This is a genomic window from Pseudomonas sp. PDM24, from assembly GCF_019218905.1.
Classification (GTDB): Bacteria; Pseudomonadota; Gammaproteobacteria; order Pseudomonadales; family Pseudomonadaceae; genus Aquipseudomonas.
Map to the genome: position 1 here is coordinate 497,157 of NZ_JAHUWR010000004.1, position 15,154 is coordinate 512,310.

At 60.4% G+C, this 15,154-nt stretch carries 12 protein-coding genes; 4 read left to right on the forward strand and 8 right to left on the reverse strand.

Going from position 1 to position 15,154, the window contains the following annotated elements; translation table 11 throughout:
- Positions 1–22: 22 nt before the first annotated feature.
- The 8 genes from KW837_RS16730 to gcbA all read right to left on the reverse strand — a co-directional run bounded on the left by KW837_RS16730 (position 23) and on the right by gcbA (position 10,476).
- Positions 23–1,243, reverse strand: a complete 1,221-nt coding sequence (locus KW837_RS16730) for a DUF3426 domain-containing protein (protein WP_218397314.1) — start codon at positions 1,241–1,243, stop codon at positions 23–25.
- A gap of 30 nt (positions 1,244–1,273) precedes the next feature.
- Positions 1,274–2,152 (reverse strand): 50S ribosomal protein L11 methyltransferase, encoded by an 879-nt coding sequence (gene prmA / locus KW837_RS16735; protein WP_192345855.1) that lies wholly within the window; start codon positions 2,150–2,152, stop codon positions 1,274–1,276.
- A 256-nt stretch (positions 2,153–2,408) separates the two neighbouring features.
- Positions 2,409–3,767 carry an acetyl-CoA carboxylase biotin carboxylase subunit gene (gene accC / locus KW837_RS16740; protein WP_008069032.1) on the reverse strand — a complete coding sequence of 453 codons (1,359 nt, stop codon included), beginning with the start codon at positions 3,765–3,767 and terminating at the stop codon, positions 2,409–2,411.
- 17 nt (positions 3,768–3,784) lie between these two features.
- The gene (accB, locus tag KW837_RS16745) at positions 3,785–4,252 is read right to left on the reverse strand and encodes an acetyl-CoA carboxylase biotin carboxyl carrier protein (protein ID WP_218397317.1); all 468 of its coding nucleotides are present in this window, start codon (positions 4,250–4,252) and stop codon (positions 3,785–3,787) included.
- Positions 4,253–4,301: 49 nt separating this feature from the next.
- Positions 4,302–4,754 (reverse strand): type II 3-dehydroquinate dehydratase, encoded by a 453-nt coding sequence (gene aroQ, locus KW837_RS16750; protein WP_123500889.1) that lies wholly within the window; start codon positions 4,752–4,754, stop codon positions 4,302–4,304.
- A 132-nt stretch (positions 4,755–4,886) separates the two neighbouring features.
- Positions 4,887–6,626 carry a protein-disulfide reductase DsbD gene (locus KW837_RS16755; RefSeq protein WP_218397320.1) on the reverse strand — a complete coding sequence of 580 codons (1,740 nt, stop codon included), beginning with the start codon at positions 6,624–6,626 and terminating at the stop codon, positions 4,887–4,889.
- Positions 6,627–6,807: 181 nt separating this feature from the next.
- Complete coding sequence (locus tag KW837_RS16760; RefSeq protein ID WP_371317136.1) at positions 6,808–8,757, reverse strand: methyl-accepting chemotaxis protein; 1,950 nt, start codon at positions 8,755–8,757, stop codon at positions 6,808–6,810.
- 48 nt (positions 8,758–8,805) lie between these two features.
- Positions 8,806–10,476, reverse strand: coding sequence for a diguanylate cyclase GcbA (gcbA, locus tag KW837_RS16765; protein WP_192345848.1), 1,671 nt, complete (start codon positions 10,474–10,476; stop codon positions 8,806–8,808).
- A gap of 289 nt (positions 10,477–10,765) precedes the next feature.
- On the opposite strand from gcbA, the gene KW837_RS16770 reads away from it, so the two are divergent.
- The 4 genes from KW837_RS16770 (at position 10,766) to speA (ending at position 15,104) form a co-directional block, all read left to right on the forward strand.
- Positions 10,766–11,833, forward strand: coding sequence for a DUF2333 family protein (locus KW837_RS16770; protein ID WP_218397323.1), 1,068 nt, complete (start codon positions 10,766–10,768; stop codon positions 11,831–11,833).
- A gap of 3 nt (positions 11,834–11,836) precedes the next feature.
- Positions 11,837–12,406 carry an NUDIX hydrolase gene (locus KW837_RS16775; protein ID WP_192345846.1) on the forward strand — a complete coding sequence of 190 codons (570 nt, stop codon included), beginning with the start codon at positions 11,837–11,839 and terminating at the stop codon, positions 12,404–12,406.
- A 189-nt stretch (positions 12,407–12,595) separates the two neighbouring features.
- Positions 12,596–12,967: a translation initiation factor Sui1 gene (locus KW837_RS16780; protein ID WP_007907444.1), complete on the forward strand. Its 372-nt coding sequence runs from the start codon at positions 12,596–12,598 to the stop codon at positions 12,965–12,967.
- A 223-nt stretch (positions 12,968–13,190) separates the two neighbouring features.
- Positions 13,191–15,104 carry an arginine decarboxylase gene (speA, locus tag KW837_RS16785; protein WP_192345844.1) on the forward strand — a complete coding sequence of 638 codons (1,914 nt, stop codon included), beginning with the start codon at positions 13,191–13,193 and terminating at the stop codon, positions 15,102–15,104.
- Positions 15,105–15,154: the final 50 nt, after the last annotated feature.

The window sequence follows — 15,154 nt, forward strand, 5'->3', positions numbered from 1 at the left end:
AAGCCTGTAACACTCGAGCGTTTCACTCGGGAGAATGGAAGCTCAGGCTGTAGTTCACCGCTTTGGGGCCTGGATCGAGAATGTCCAGCGCGATATGGATCGGCGTTTGCGGCGGCATTTCCGCCATGCCTTCGAGATCGCCGTTGAGGTACTCGCCGGGCTTGAAGCGACGGCTGGCGATCAGGTGGCCGTTGAGGTCGGCAAAACGCAACTCCAGCAGCGGGAAGGGCTGAGAGAAGGGCGCACGATTGTAGATGATGGCATCGACCACCAGCGCGCCGTTGAAGTCCGGGTGGCTGCGGACCACCAGGTTGCTGCTTTTGACTTTTGCGATGTCGACCTTGGACGGCACGGTGCAGCCGATCTGCGGGCACAGTTGCTGGAACCACGGACGGTACTGGTCTTGGCGTGCCAGTTCGTCAAAGTGGTAGGCGACGTATTGACCGGCGAGGCCGGCGGCGCCGAGCAGGATCAGCAGCAGCCAGAAAAAGCGCCGGCCCCAGGGGGAGCGACGTTTTTGCCAGTCCAGTTGCAACGGATCGTCGGTCAGATCCTCCAATACTTCCGCGCGCAGCGCCGGTTCGCTGCGTTCACGTCGCTTGCGCAGGGGTTCGACCGAGGGCAGGTCGTCGTCGACTTCATCGGGAGTCGCCGACAGGCTGCCAAAGGGGATCGGGGCGTCGAGCGGGTCGTGCAGGCGCAGCTGTTGGATCTCGGGCTCGTCGTCCGGATCCGCGGGCTCCAGCGACAGCGAAGGCTCGGTGCGCGAGTGTTTGCTCGGCTCGATCGTCGGTTCTGGCGTGGGCGCGTCGGCGGTTTTTGCACGATCGGCGGCCGATTCACTGAAGAGGCTGTCGGACCAGGGCTCCTGGTCGTGCTCGGTGGTATCGCGGCGAGCGCTGAGGCTGTCTTCGCGGGGGCGAGTGAATTCCGTTGTTGGCTGGATTTCCCGCTGTTCAAGCCGGGCGAGCTCTTCGTCCAGATCCAGGCTGTCCAGATCCATTTCTGCAGCCGTCCATTGCTTTTGGCTGATGGCTCGCTGCACGGGCGGTTCGACGGGCGCCGGTGCAACCGGTTTGACCGTTTCCTTGCCGGCCCGCTGCTCGAGTAACTGCTTGGCGGCGTTGAACACCTGCAAACACGAGCCGCAACGAACCACTCCACGGGCCACGCTCAACTGAGCATGGCTGACGCGGAAGCTGGTTTGGCAATGCGGGCACTGGGTGACGAAGCTGTCGGTCATGCGGTAATCCGGTTTATGCAGGCGCTCATTCTAGCGCCGACGGCCAGTAATGCGTACCCAGCCGTCGCGATTGGCAATCGGGTCCAGATCGAAGTCCTGAGCGTAGGCCGCGGCGACTTCTTCACCTTGTTCGGCGAGGATGCCTGAAAGCGCCAAACGACCACCCTGCTTGACCAGGCTGGACAGCTGCGGCGCCAGCGAAACCAGCGGGCCGGCAAGAATGTTGGCCACCAGCACGTCGGCCTGAACCTGTGGCAGGTCTTGCGGCAAATACAGCGGGAAGAGTTCGTCAGCAATGTTGTTGCGCCCGGCGTTGTCGCGTGAGGCTTCCAGCGCCTGCACGTCGATGTCGGTGCCGACGGCTTGCTTGGCGCCCAGTAACAGGGCGGCAATCGCCAGAATCCCCGAACCGCAACCGAAGTCGAGCACGTTGCAACCCTTCAGGTCCTGACCGTCGAGCCATTCCAGGCACAGCGCGGTGGTCGGGTGAGTGCCGGTGCCGAACGCCAGGCCCGGGTCCAGCAGCAGGTTTACTGCGTCCGGCTCCGGCGCGGCGTGCCAGCTCGGGACGATCCACAGGCGCTGACCGAAGCGCATCGGCTGGAAACCGTCCATCCAACTGCGTTCCCAATCCTGGTCTTCGATCACTTCGCTGTGATGCTCGGGCAGCGGGCTGCCGGTCAGCAACTCGAGGTGGGCCAGTACGCTGGCGGCTTCGGTGCCGCCTTCGAACAAGGCCAACAAGTGAGTGTGCGACCACAGCGGGGTGGTGTTGAGTTCCGGCTCGAAAATCGGCTGATCCTCGGCGTCCATGAAAGTCACCGACACGGCGCCCACTTCAAGGAAAGCGTCTTCGTAGGTTTCGGCTTGTTCTGGGCTGATGGCGAGACGGACTTGCAGCCAAGGCATGGCGGGCACCTTTGAAAAATATAGATTGCAGCCTAGCGGGCTGCGAGAAGCGCGCAAGTTTACGCGAGCGCGAGGCAGAAGACGACAAGGCCGACACATGCGTGCTCTTCGTAGGAGCGAGGCTTGCCCGCGAAGAACGATGACGCGGTAAGTCTGAAGCACCGCGGCGTCTGGTTCGCGGGCAAGCCTCGCTCCTACAAAGAGCACAGAAACAACAAAGCCGCTCGAAAGCGGCTTTGTTGGTATGGATCACAGCTTAATGCTTTTCGCCAGCCAGCTTGTGTTCCAGGTAGTGGATGTTGACTCCGCCTTCGCAGAAGCCAGCATCGCGGACCAGGTCGCGGTGCAGCGGGATGTTGGTCTTGATCCCGTCGACAACGATTTCGTCCAGCGCATTGCGCATGCGCGCCATGGCTTCGTCACGGGTGGCGCCGTAGGTGATCAGCTTGCCGATCAACGAATCGTAGTTCGGCGGAACGGCATAGCCACTGTACAGGTGCGAATCGACGCGAACGCCGTTGCCGCCTGGCGCGTGGAAATGCTTGACCGTGCCTGGGCTAGGCATGAAGGTTTTCGGGTCTTCGGCGTTGATCCGGCATTCCAGCGCGTGACCGCGGATAACGACGTCATCCTGGGTGTACGACAGCTTGTTGCCAGCGGCGATGCTGAGCATCTCCTTGACGATGTCGATGCCGGTGACCATTTCCGATACCGGGTGCTCTACCTGGACACGAGTGTTCATCTCGATGAAGTAGAAGTGGCCGTTCTCGTACAGGAACTCGAAAGTGCCGGCGCCACGGTAGCCGATGTCGATGCAAGCCTTGACGCAGCGAGCGAGGACTTCAGCGCGTGCTTTCTCGTCGATGCCCGGTGCCGGCGCTTCTTCGAGAACCTTCTGGTGGCGACGTTGCAGCGAGCAATCGCGGTCACCCAGATGGATGGCGTGGCCCTGGCCGTCGGAAAGTACCTGAACTTCCACGTGACGTGGGTTGGTCAGGAATTTTTCCAGGTAGACCATCGGGTTGCCGAACGCTGCGCCCGCTTCGGAGCGGGTCAGTTTCGCCGAGGAGATCAGGTCTTCCTCTTTGTGCACCACGCGCATACCACGACCACCGCCGCCGCCAGCGGCTTTGATGATCACTGGATAGCCGACTTCGCGGCCGATGCCCAGAGCGGTTTCTTCGTCTTCCGGCAGCGGGCCGTCGGAACCCGGAACGGTCGGCACGCCGGCGGCGATCATGGCGTGCTTGGCCGATACCTTGTCGCCCATCAGGCGAATGGTTTCGGCTTTCGGGCCAATGAACGCAAAGCCGGAGTTCTCGACCTGTTCGGCAAAGTCGGCGTTTTCCGCAAGGAAACCGTAGCCTGGGTGGATGGCGGTAGCGCCAGTCACTTCAGCGGCGGCGATGATGGCCGGAATGTGCAGGTAAGAGTGCGCGGCCGAGGCCGGGCCGATGCAGACGGATTCGTCTGCCAGGCCCAGGTGCATCAGCTCTTTGTCGGCCTTGGAGTAAACGGCGACAGTCTTGATGCCCATCTCTTTGCAGGCACGCAGAATCCGCAGGGCGATCTCACCGCGGTTGGCGATCAGAACTTTTTCCAACTTCGCAGTCATCAAAGTTTCTCCGCGGTTCAAACGATGGTGAACAGCGGTTGGTCGTACTCAACCGGCTGGCCGTCTTCGACGAGGATGGATTCGATCACACCGCTGGCTTCAGCTTCGATGTGGTTCATCATCTTCATGGCTTCGACGATGCACAGGGTGTCGCCTTTCTTCACGGTCTGGCCGACTTCAACGAAGGACGGCGAGGACGGCGAGGATTTGCGATAGAAAGTACCGACCATAGGCGAGCGGGCAACGTTGCCGTTCAGCGCAGGCGCGGCCGGAGCAGCAGGTACGGCGGCGGCAACCGGAGCAGCAGCGACAGGCGCAGGCGCCGGTGCCGGAGCATGCATAGGAGCGGGAGCGTAGTACTGCTGAGCCGGTGTCTTGCTGTGACGGCTGATGCGTACGGACTCTTCGCCTTCCTTGATCTCGAGCTCGTCGATACCGGACTCTTCCAGCAATTCGATCAGTTTCTTAACTTTACGGATATCCATGAATCATCAACTCCCAAGGGTCGGTCAGGGGGCGTTTAACGCTTGTTGTTCAAGCTGTTGCCTGTCTTTCAAGCTGCTCTAGGGCGGCCTCCAGGGCCAGTCGATAACCGCTGGCGCCAAGGCCGCAGATCACTCCCTCCGCAACGTCGGAGAAGTAAGAGTGATGGCGGAAAGGTTCGCGTTTGTGCACGTTAGACAAATGCACTTCGATGAATGGGATGCTCACTGCCAGCAGCGCGTCACGTAATGCGACACTTGTATGCGTAAAAGCTGCTGGATTGATCAGAATGAAGTCCACACCTTCGCCGCGAGCAGCGTGGATGCGATCGATCAATTCGTACTCGGCGTTGCTTTGCAGATAGAGCAAATGGTGGCCGGCATTGCGCGCCCGCTGTTCCAGATCCTGATTGATCTGCGCCAGCGTCGTTGCACCGTAGACGCCCGGTTCCCGGGTGCCGAGCAGGTTCAGGTTAGGGCCGTGTAAAACCAATAAGGTCGCCATCTGCTGCTCCTTTGTCATCTGTGTGCAATTGTCAGAACCCGGCGACTATGCCGCAAAGCCTTTGTGACTGTCCAGTTCTATGCAATAGCCAGCACGATGGCCGATGTTTACGCGAAATATATGACCGGGTAATTAAATCCGGTCATTTGCTTTCGCAACACGTTCGGCGAAGTTTTTCGCGCTGATCTCGCCAATCACCCGCACATCGACACGTTCGACGCCATCCTTGCCGAAAAACATCAGCGCCGGAGGACCGAATAGCTTGTAGCGGTCGAGCAGGGCGCGTTGTTCGGCGTTGCTGGCGGTGATGTCGAAACGGATCAATCGATAACCTTTGAGGCGTTCGACGACATTGGCATCGGTGAGCACTTCGTGTTCGATGACTTTGCAACTGATGCACCAGTCGGCGTACCAATCGAGCAGCAGCGGTGTAGCGGAGGACTTGGCTTCGGCGAGGACGCGGTCCAGTTCGGCTGGTGTGGTAATGGTTTGCCAGTTGCCGGCGATTGGCGGTTGACCGTTGCTGGCGACATTGCGCGGTTGGCCAATGGGGTTGAACGGATCGGTCTGGCCACTGAAGGCGCCGTACCAACAGGCCAGGGCATAAAACAGCAAGAACATCCCGAGCAATTGCCCCAGGCGTTTTCTTGGCGGTTTATAGACGAATTCCAGTGCGCCCATAAACAACCCGACGCCACCGGCGAGCAAGCCGATCAACAGCAAGGTGATCTGGCCCGGCAATACCCGGCTGAGCAAAGCAATCGCCAGCCCGAGCAGTAGCACCCCAATCGCGTTTTTCACGTAGATCAGCCAAGGTCCGCTTTTCGGCAGCCAGGCTGCGCCGCCGGTTGCCACCAGCAACAGCGGCGCACCCATGCCCAAGCCGAGCATGAACAATTTCAATCCGCCACCCAGAGCATCGCCGCTGGCGCTGATGTACAGCAGTGCGCCGGCCAGTGGTGCCGATACACACGGCGAAACCAGCAGGCTCGACACCACGCCCAGCACGGCCGCGCCCCACAATGAGCCGCCTTCGGTACGCCCGGCGATCCGGTCCAGGCGGCTGCTGATGGCATGGGGGAGTTTCAGTTCGAAGACGCCAAACATGGCCAGGGCAAATACCGCGAAAAACATCGCGAACGGCACCAGCACCCAAGCCGACTGCAAGCGCGCCTGAAGATTGAGCTGTGCGCCGAACATTCCCATCAAGGCCCCGAGCAGGGCGAAACAGAGGGCCATCGGCAATACGTAAGCCAGCGACAGGTTGAAGCCGCGTAACCCGCCAACCTGTCCGCGCAGGACCACCCCGGAGAGGATCGGCAGCATTGGTAGTACGCAGGGAGTGAAGGTCAGGCCAACACCTGCAAGAAAAAACAGCGCCAGTTCGCGCCAGCTCCAGGCTGTGGTTGCGGCGCCGCTGCCATCAATATTCAGGCGTTCTGTCTCAGGCGGATAACACAGGCCTTTGTCGGCGCAGCCCTGGTAGGTCACGGCCAGGGTAAAGGCGCGTGAATCGGTGCGTGGCAGTTCTACATCGAGAATGCCGTGGTAAACCTCGACATCGCCGAAGAACTCATCGTGCTTTTGTTCGCCTTTGGGCAGTTGCGCCGCGCCGAGGCCAATGTCGGCCGGGTCGGCGCGAAACTGGAAGCGATGGCGGTAGAGGTAATAACCCTCGGTGGCGACGAAGCGTAGCTTGATTGATTGCGGCGTACTTTCTACCAAACTCAACTTAAAGGCTTCGCGCACCGGCAGGAAGTCGGCGCTGTTGTTGATCGAGCCCAGGGTGGAGCTGGGCCGACTGTCCAGCAACCCGGCGGCGGAGGCCGGCAGGGCGAGCACTAAAAACAGCAGGCAAAGCAAACGGCGCATGACAATCTCGCGTATCGAAAGTGTGGGCATGATAGCGGACGGGGACGGGGTGTGCAGGGCGGGGAGTTCTGTGGTGAATGTTCCGACGTCTTCGCGAGCAAGCCCGCTCCCACATTTAACCGAGTTCGCTCAGGGGAATGCGATCAAATGTGGGAGCGGGCTTGCTCGCGAAGACGGTGTGTCAGACCCGAAATGCCTGCACCGCCGTATGCAACCGTCCACCCAGCACCAACAAATTCTCCCCTTGCTCACGCCCCTCGCCGATGCGTAGCAAATTATCCCCACCCAATTGGTGAATCCGCTCACTGTGATCGCGGATTTCGCTGACAGCGCCGCTCTGCTGGGCAGTGACATCGGCGATGCGCACGGCGGTGTCGGCAATGGTCTGGATCGCCCCGACGATTTTATCCAGCGCACCGTCGGCTGCCTGGGCCTGATTGGCCGTGGCTTCGGCGTGTTCGACCTGGGCGCGCATGCCTTCGACCGATTGTCGCGCGGCGGTTTGCAGGCCGGCGATCAGAGTCTGGATCTCGGCCGTCGCCCGGGCGGTGCGTTGCGCCAGCGAGCGAACTTCCTCGGCCACCACCGCAAACCCTCGGCCCATTTCTCCGGCGCGGGCCGCTTCGATGGCGGCGTTCAGGGCCAGCAGGTTGGTCTGGTCGGCAATCGAGCGGATCACCGTCAGCACACCGCCAATGGTCGCCGACTCCTCGGCCAGATGCTCGATCATCTGCGCGTTGCCTTGCACTTCACCCACCAACGCATGCAGCCCGGTGAGGCTCAGGCCGATCACTTTCTGCCCGTGTTCCACCGCAAGTCCGGCATGGCGGCTGGCATCGGCGGCCTGGCTGGCGTCACCGGCGACTTGTTGAATCGTCGCCTCGAGTTCACCCAGAGAGTCGCGGATCAACGCGGTGTCGCCGGCCTGATGCTCGGCGCCACTGTGCAGGTCATTGCTCAATTCGGCCAACGTTCGGCTGCTGCCGGCGACTTGCTCGGCATTGAGGCGAATGGTGCCGACCAGGTCGACCAGATAGGCGCGCAAGCGATTGAGCGAGGCTTGAATGTCATGCAGCTCGCGGTTGGTCGCGCCCAGTTGAATGTCGCGGCTGAAGTCACCTTCGGCCCAGGTCGACAGCGCCGGAGCGAGGTTGGTCAGGGTTCGGGCCAGGCGTCGCTGCAAAGTATCGATGAGCAATGCGATCAGCAGGATCAGCCCGATCATCACCCCTTGCATCAACCGCACTTCGCTCTGGATCTGCCCGTGTTGGGCGCGCACCACGGGTTCCAGCCCGGCGATGGACTGCTGCACGGCGGCGATTTTCAAGTGCGTCGCGGTGCTGAGGTCGGCGCGTTTCTGGATCTGTTCGCGAGTGCGCGCCAGTTCCGAGGGGTATCGGGTGAGCAGGCTGTTGAGTTCCCGCTTGAGGCCGACACCGGCATCTTCGGCGACGGTTTTCTCGGTGTTCTCCAGCCCCATCATCGCGGCGAAATCATCGGTGTTCGATTCGGTGCTGGCGGTCACGCCAAGTAGCGGTAAAGCGTCCAGTTGCTCGGCTTGAGTGCGGATGTTAGCGACTTCTCGTTCGACATCGGCGGCCAGTTCACTGCGACCACTGCTGACCAGTTTATCCCGAGCCAGAGACAGTTTGCCCACGTGCTGGGAGGCGACCAGCAAGGGCGTCAAGTACGCCGCATTACCGCTGGCGTACTGGCTGAGTTGATCCAGGCTGGCGCCGAGTTCGCGTTCGGCTTGCAGCAGCAGCGCTTGCGGGTCGCCCGCGAGTTTGCCGGCGGCCAGCAGGTCGGTTTTGCTGAATTCAGCCAGGTTCGACAGGCTCGGACGCAAGGTGTCGGCCAATGCTGGTGGCAACTCATCGAGTTCCCTTTGCAAGGCGTCGATGGCCTGGCTGGCGCTGCTCAGGCGCAGGGCATCGCCGCTGGCCAGGTAATCCTCGACGTTGCGCACCACTTCATTTTGAAACTGCTGAGACAGCCCCAGATAACGCTCCATCAATAGATAGGGACGTTCCAGGGCTTTTTGCGACCACCAGAGGGTGGTGCCAAGGGCCACGCACACGGCGACCAGAAGGAGGGTATTGAGATTGGTCAACAGCTTCAGGCGCATCATGGTCTACCAACGGCAGAATGGTAAGTACCTGAAGTTATTGCGTTTCTATTACAGAGTTATGACTGAATGAGTCGATTCCGATGAAAAAGTGGCACTTTGCTTTGATTCTCGCGCGGCTTGTACGCGGTTGCGACCGGCGTCCTTGGCGCGGTACAGCGCCTCGTCCGCCTGGCTGGCCATCAGCAGGCTGTCGGAGTCTTCGCGCAATTCGACGACACCGGCGCTGAACGTGCACCAGAGGTCCTGGGGCTGAGCCGGGTAGTGAATTTCGGCAAAGCGCTGACGGATTTCATCGAGCACCTTGTAGGCCGATTCGATATCAGTGTCGGGCATGACGATGGCGAACTCTTCACCACCGTAGCGGCCAATGAAGTCGGTCTTGCGCAACCGTTGCTTGAGGAATAGCGCCAGGCTCTTGATCACCCGGTCGCCCATGGGATGGCCGTGGCTGTCGTTGACCCGTTTGAAGTGGTCGATGTCGAGCATCGCAAAGCTCAGCGGCTTGCTTTCGCGGCGGGCACGGAATGAACAGTCTTCGAGCAATTGCAGAATGTGAGTGTGGTTGTACAAACCGGTCAGGCTGTCACGCACCATCCGCGCTTTCAGATTGCGCGCCCGCGCCGCGCGGTTGCGCACGGTGGTGATCAGGTGTCGTGGCTTGATCGGTTTGGTCAGGAAGTCGTCGCCGCCCTCGCTCATGGCGTCGAGCTGTTTGTCCAGATCGTCTTCGGCTGACAGATAAATGATCGGCACGCTGACATAGCGGTCGTTATGCCGGATCACCTTGGCCAGTTCAGTACCGGTGCAGGCCGGCATGTACATGTCGAGGATGATCAGGTCCGGCTGGAAATCCGCCAGTTCGGCCATGGCCTGGATCGGTTCGATCAAGGTCCGTGTGACGATCCCGGCGCTATTGAGCAGGCGTTCGGTGTGCAAGGCCTGGGCGCGGGAGTCGTCGATGATCAGCACTTTATAAGGTTCGTACTGGGCGACGCAGGTCAGGACTTCGATTTTTTCCAGCAGGCTCGAGGCTTCGAGGGTGCCGGTGAGAAATTCCTGGCCGCCGGCACGCACGGCGGCGAGGCGGGTCGGGGTATCGGTTTCGTGCAAGCTGAAAAACAACAGCGGCAAGGGCTGATCGAGACCTTCCTGGGCTTCGGCCGCCAGTTTCAGGCCAATGCCGGCGCCGCTGAAGTCGACGTCCATGACAATCGCCGCCGGCAACCGCTCGACCATCGAGGAGCGGAACGCGGCGACACTGTCGAGGGATTGAGCGCTGAGCCCGAAGAATTCTAGTTGTTTGGCCAGCCGCTCGGCCCGGTCGTGATCCTGCAGCATCACGTAGATCGGTTTGCGCAGCGGCGGCAGAAAGGTGTGTTCGAACTGATCGCCATGGCGCAGGCCGGTGCGGGACAGGCGCTGCATCAGGCGATTGAGGTCAGTGATCAGTCCGCTGCTCAGGCGTCCGCGGTTGGCGTCCACCGCTTCCAGCGACTGGCCGATGTGGCGCGCCAGCTGGGTATGTTCCGGTTGTTCGAAACGTTCGGCAAAACGCAGCAGGCGCAGATTGGCTTCGCTCAACTCCGACAAGTCGGTGGTGGACCATTCGTTGCGCTGCAGGCGTTGCCATATCTCAAGAATCTGGCGTGCCTGATGAATGACCCGCTGGGCAAAGTGGTGCTTGAGGCGCTCACGGCTGGGGTCTTCTGGCTCGGTCATATCCTGACTACTAGTTAGGGTGCATGCTGAGATCGACTGGTGGCTCTATGCTAGCACCTCTTTTCGATTGCATGAGTGTCGTAGGTCAATAATCTGCAAAGCGACTTCATTCAGTTTCTGACCGACTGGTCGCATAGGCTCAGCGCTGTGCTTCATTTATAGTGGCAGCTCGACTGCAGTCATTGTGTGGCTCGCTGTGACGTGCAGGATTTAATGCGCGGCAAATGACGCACGATGGCGTAGGGTTGTGGTCGAACCGATGAACTCAAGTGATTGAAAGGATATCGCCATGCTGGACTGGAAGAACCGCACAGGCAGCGCGCCTGAGCGTGCCGCTGAACCGAAATCGGCCACCCGCAGTTATTTTGGCGGTCTGTTGTTCAGCCGGGCGCTGGCTACTCTGATTGTTCTTTACCTGTTGGTGGCGATCGCGCTGGGCTGGTACTGGAGCCAGGAACCGGCGCTGTTCCCGGTTCAGCAGAATGCCCAGGTGGCGGCCGAGAAAGAAGGCAAGCAGATGGTGGTCGGGTACACCACGGTGGAAACCCTCAAGACCGTCGCCGGTACTTTGCTGACCAAGCCGGGTGGCTATATTTCCAACGACCGTTTCCCGCCGGGCCTGTGGATGGACAACATGCCGAGCTGGGAATATGGCGTGCTGGTCCAGGTCCGCGACCTGAGTCGTGCGCTGCGTAAAGACTTCGCCCGTTCCCAGTCGCAGTCCGCCGAAGACGCCGACCTGGCCAAGGCCGAGCCGCGTTTCAACTTCGACAACAGGAGCTGGGTGCTGCCGTCCAGCGAATCGGAGTACCTGGAAGGCATCAACTCCCTGAGCCGTTATCAGGCACGTCTGTCGGGGCCTGAACAGAAAAGTGCGCTGTTCTATGCCCGCGCCGACAACCTGAACAACTGGCTGGGTGATGTGGGAACCCGTTTGGGTTCGCTGTCGCAACGGCTGTCGGCCAGTGTTGGCCGGGTCAAGCTCAACACCGCACTGAAGACTGAAGTCCCGGCGCTCGGTCAGGTGCCGCAGGTTGACGAAGAAGTCGTCGAGACCCCGTGGCTGCAGATCGATAACGTGTTCTACGAAGCCCGCGGTCAGGCCTGGGCGTTGTCCCACCTGCTGCGTGCCATCGAAGTCGATTTTGCCGATGTGCTGGCGAAGAAGAACGCCACGGTCAGCGTGCGCCAGATCATTCGTGAGCTGGAAGCTTCGCAAGAGCCGGTCTGGAGCCCGATGATCCTCAACGGCAGCGGCTTTGGTGTGCTGGCCAACCACTCGCTGGTCATGGCCAATTACATCTCCCGGGCCAACGCCGCGGTGATCGATTTGCGTCAACTGCTCAATCAGGGCTGAGTCATGGTCGATAGCTCCGTCGATGACATGCGTGAGGCCGCGCACCGTGCGGCCTCCGATGCCGAACAGATCGCCTGGGTCGACGAGCAGGACAACCTGCTCGGCGCCCTGGTCCGCTCCGAGCTGCGCGAACGCGAGCTGATCGGGCGTGGCACCTACATCATGCTGTTCAATTCCGCCGGTGAGTTGTGCGTACACCGGCGCACATTGAGCAAAGCGATCTACCCCGGTTACTGGGACGTAGCGGCCGGCGGCATGGTGTTGGCCACCGAAACTTACGCCGAATCGGCGGCCCGTGAGCTGGAAGAGGAATTGGGCGTGAGCGGTGTGGAACTAACCGCCCATGATCACTTTTTCTTCGAGGACACCGGCAACCGACTCTGGTGTTCGGCGTTTTCGGCGGTGTGGGATGGTCCGTTGATCCTGCAGCCGGAAGAGGTGCTGGAAGCGCGCTTCATCCCGATCGATCAGGTCATGCTGGAAATCACGCAGAAGCCTTATTGCCCGGACTCTCTGGCAGCTTTACAGCGCTATCTGAAGGCCCGGCAAACCGACGTCGCAAAGAAGGTATAAATTGGCGCCGATTGGCTCTTAGCAAGTCGGCTTTTTGCCGTTACACTGCGCGACCTTTTCAAACTGAACCGGTAATACAGCGATGTATAACGGTCCAGTAGCGCTGCCCCTGCCTGAGTGGGGCTTCGCGGTCGATGGCTCCCTCCCGGGTTGCCGCGACCAGTCTTTGTCCTCCCAAGAGGATTGCCGGTGGCCAAAAAAGCCGCATCCTTCGCCGCCCTTGGTGGCCTGGTATTTTCCACCGACGCAGGTCGTCATTGCCCGGATTGCAGTCAACCGGTGGATGCCTGCATCTGCAAACAAACCGTTATCCCGGCCGGCGACGGCATTGCCCGCGTGCGTCGCGAAAGCAAGGGCCGTGGCGGCAAGACGGTGACCACCATCACCGGTGTGCCGTTGGCCGAAGACGCGCTCAAGGATCTGGCCACTACGTTGAAGAAACGTTGCGGGACCGGTGGGGCGTTGAAAGACGGGATCATCGAAATCCAGGGCGATCATGTCGAGCTACTCTTGGCCGAGCTGATCAAACACGGTTTCAAAGCGAAGAAGTCCGGCGGCTAGCAGCCTCTGTGAAAACCACCCTCGGCTTGATCCGGCCCCGATTCAATTCTGGACTGGCGTCGTCTACATGGTTTTCACAGAGCCTGTTCTGACCGGTTTCTAAACTCAGCGCTGAATGCGAGGTCTATGCCCCTTGCATGCAGGCTAATCGTCATTTTCATTCTTTAGACTGCGCCGGCCTGAACCCAGGCGACGCTCTATGACTTCTTTATAGGGGACTTCGATGTCCGTACGACGCACACGCAAAGACGATGGCAGCCAATGGACAGTTGCGGACAGCCGCAGTGTTTACGGGATTCGCCATTGGGGGGCCGGGTATTTCGCGATCAATGACGCCGGTCGCGTCGAAGTTCGTCCGAACGGTCCGACCAGTTCGCCTATCGACCTCTTCGAGCAAGTCGACCAACTGCGCAAAAGTGGTTTGTCGTTGCCGTTGCTGGTGCGTTTCCCTGACATCCTGCAAGACCGTGTGCGTCAGCTGACCGGTGCGTTCGACGCCAATATCGAGCGTCTGGAATACCAGAGCAAGTACACGGCGTTGTACCCGATCAAGGTCAACCAGCAGGAAGCGGTGATCGAAAACATCATCGCCACCCAGGACGTATCGATCGGTCTGGAAGCCGGCTCCAAGCCTGAGTTACTCGCTGTTCTGGCGTTGGCACCGAAGGGTGGCACCATCGTCTGCAACGGTTACAAGGACCGCGAGTTCATCCGTCTGGCGCTGATGGGCCAGAAGCTCGGTCATAACGTGTTCATCGTGATCGAGAAAGAATCCGAAGTCGGTCTGGTGATCGAAGAAGCAGCGGCGCTAAAGGTCAAGCCGCAGGTCGGCCTGCGCGTGCGTCTGTCGTCCCTGGCGTCGAGCAAGTGGGCAGACACCGGTGGCGAAAAATCCAAGTTCGGCCTGTCGGCGGCGCAACTGCTGTCGGTGGTCGAGCGTTTCCGTGCGGCCGGCCTGGATCAGGGCATTCGCCTGCTGCACTTCCATATGGGTTCGCAGATCGCCAACCTGGCTGACTACCAGCACGGCTTCAAGGAAGCGATCCGTTATTACGGCGAGCTGCGCAACCTTGGCCTGCCGGTGGATCACATCGACGTCGGCGGCGGTTTGGGCGTGGACTACGACGGTACTCACTCGCGTAACGCCAGTTCGATCAACTACGACATGGACGATTACGCCGGTGTCGTGGTCGGGATGCTCAAGGAGTTCTGCGACGCGCAGAGCCTGCCGCACCCGAACATTTTCTCTGAAAGCGGCCGCTCCCTGACCGCTCACCACGCCATGCTGGTGGTTCAGGTGACCGACGTCGAGAAACACAATGACGACGTGCCGAAGATCGATAACAAGGACGAGCTGCCGGAAACCGTGCAATGGCTGGTTGATCTGCTCGGCCCGACCGACATCGAGATGGTCACCGAAACGTACTGGCGCGCGACGCACTACATGAGCGACGTGGCCACTCAATACGCCGATGGCAAGCTGACCCTGGCGCAAAAAGCCCTGGCCGAGCAATGCTACTTCGCCGTTTGCCGCCGCCTGCACAACTCGTTGAAGGCCCGTCAGCGTTCCCACCGTCAGGTGCTCGACGAACTCAACGACAAGCTGGCTGACAAGTACATCTGCAACTTCTCGGTATTCCAGAGCCTGCCGGACACTTGGGCCATCGGCCAGGTCCTGCCGATTTTGCCGTTGCACCGTCTCGACGAAGAGCCGCTGCGCCGTGCGGTGCTGCAAGATCTGACTTGCGACTCCGACGGCAAGATCAAGCAATACGTCGACGAGCAGAGCATCGAGACCAGCCTGCCGGTTCACGGTCTGAACGACGGTGAAGACTACCTGCTGGGGATCTTCCTGGTGGGTGCCTACCAGGAAATTCTCGGCGACATGCATAACCTGTTCGGTGACACGGACTCGGTGAACATCTACCAGAACGCCGATGGCAGCGTGTACCACGCCGGTATCGAAACCCACGACACCATCGAAGACATGCTGCGTTACGTGCACTTGTCGCCGGAAGAGCTGATGACCCACTACCGCGACAAGTGCGCCAGTGCCCGCATCAGCGCCGCCGAGCGTACCCAGTTCCTCGACGCCTTGCGTCTGGGCCTGACCCGCTCGTCTTACCTGTCTTCTTGAGGTAAGGCTCCGTTCTCATCGGGTTGTCTGAAAATTCTCCGTACAGTGCG